The following is a 2,106-nucleotide window of genomic DNA, read 5'->3' as shown; positions in this document are numbered from 1 at the left end:
AAAAAGCATAGCCGTGAAGTGATCCGAGAAGCGGCCGCTTCCAGCTAAACGAAATTATCAGTAATTTACTGAATAATCAGTTGTGGTGCAGAGCTTTAGTGCTTGGTTGCAAGCTACGCCACAAGCTGCTTGTCGCCTGTGAAGACACCCGCCAACAGCAGGAGAAAGGGTGACAATGACAGCAGGTGTATCGAGTACAAAATCGTCAATCAGACGAAACCACATATACGACCGATAGGAAGGGCAAGGCGAGCATGAAAACCTAGGCTAGCGCTTAAGACTCAATTTCTGATGACTGCTTTGCCTATAAGAGATCTGGGGCTACTGCGCCTCTTATGCTCTATTCTTATCTCTGTATACATCCTGATGCTATATTTGTGTGCTCCTTAGCGCCGTCCGGACCTTGGGGTATCTAAGCTCAACAGCGCTTATCGATAACGGCTCAGAAAGCCGTGCTTGGCGTTCCCTGAAAACCACTAACAAAAAATCAGCGAGCTTTAATAAGGCTGCATTTAATTGCCGGTTGAAACTAGCTGGATTGATTGCAAGTGGTGGCGCAAACGAGCTGCCACACGCGGGAGCCATTGGCGGCTACTGCGCACCCCGGCATCTCTGAAGTGATGATCAAAGCTATAGCGATCCGCCAACGCGTCCCGCAAAACAAACCGTGGGTGCATCAAGACACCCAAGCCCTGATCTGCATCAGTTGGATTGATAGCACCAGTGGTGTGGGACGCATCCTCCCCAAACCCCACATTGCTCACCAGGTTGCGGTTGGGCAGGGCTGTGAGACCGCTGTTTGAGAGGCAGGTGAAGGCCCACTGGTAATCCCAGGTGTCGGGTACACCCATATCCAGTAGTCGCTGCCAGATGCCTCTCCAGTAGCTGAGCTCTAGTGGGTCTTCAAAGATTGTCTCCAGCAGGCCGGACTCAAGCAGGGCGGGCCACTTACTGAGGTCGGCATCGTAGTGCTGCCAGCGTTGACTCCAGCTGGCCCAGCCCCAACAATGCATATAGCGGCTGAAGTAGTAGCTGCCATCGCCGCGCCACTGGCCGTTCTGGAAGTTGTTGCCGCTGATGCACCACACCCGCGTGTCGTGACGGTAGCGCTCCAGCAGGGTGGTGCAGTAGGGGAAGAAGTCGGGATGGGGAACGCAGTCGTCCTCAAGGATGATGCCCTCCTCCACCTGCTCGAAAAACCAGGTGATGGCGCGGCTCACCCCCAGGCGGCAGCCCTGGTTTACATCGGCATAGAGTCGCTCGATATGGCAGGGCCAATCGATCTCGTGCTCGATCACCGCCCGGGTGGCGGCCACCTTCTCAGCTTCGCCGGGGCGTTCAGGATTGGGGCCGTCGCAGGCCACATACAGGCGCTTGGGGGCCACCGGGCGTATGGCGTCGATCACCTGGCGCAGGGTGTGGGGGCGGCGCCAAGCGATTAGGAGGAGGGGGGTATCTGAAGCTGTCATTGACGTGGACAGGAGCGCTGCGCACAGATCACTCGAGCGCGGGGATCAATGGGGCGGATTAATTGCCGGAGAGCTTGCTGCTGGCTGCAAGTGCTGCGTGTTGTGCGAAAGGTGGTCAAGTGTCGTTGCTGCGCGATGGATTGCTCAAGGTGAAACACCACATAGTCCCTCTGGCAACAACATGCCGACATTAGGCATGCAATTAAATCCTTGGATTTGGGCTGAGGATTGGCTCGATGGCTCCCAAGTCGACTATCAAGCTCTGCATTAGGCAACGCTTCCAGAGACGTGACCAAAAGCTCGATCATCCTGATCCAGTTCGTTGTCTAGCGCAGCAATAGAGCCAGTCGACGCAAGCTCGGGGCTGCTTTGTACGTCATCGCCCCCATCTCCAGGATGAAGGCCCCTGGTGGGGAGAAAACATCGAAACCGCATCAGATGGCCGACGCCTCGGGCCTGAACACCGCGACAAGTTTGTCTGCCAGCAGACTCTGCATAGCGTTGCGCGTGGGTAGAGGTGCCTGCAGGCATGACGCCATTGCGAAAGCCAGTTTCAATAAATGAGTTTCCACCGAGTGGCCCATGGCTGCCGCGACCACCTTGGGCGGAAGCTCACAGATGATGTGGGCGCGGTGGG

General features: G+C 56.2%; 2 protein-coding genes. Both read right to left on the bottom strand.

Annotated elements, in window-relative coordinates; translation table 11 throughout:
• Positions 1–512 precede the first annotated feature (512 nt).
• Positions 513–1,469, bottom strand: coding sequence for a glycosyltransferase family protein (locus tag AC01FP_RS17155; RefSeq protein ID WP_474481906.1), 957 nt, complete (start codon positions 1,467–1,469; stop codon positions 513–515).
• Between the two features lie 434 nt (positions 1,470–1,903).
• The coding region (locus AC01FP_RS17150) for a hypothetical protein (protein WP_474481905.1) at positions 1,904–2,106 on the bottom strand (203 nt) is incomplete at its 5' end.

This window comes from Cyanobium sp. NIVA-CYA 375, from assembly GCF_056108345.1.
The sequence above is the reverse complement of the archived record's forward strand: the minus strand, read 5'-3'. Positions and strand labels throughout refer to the sequence as shown.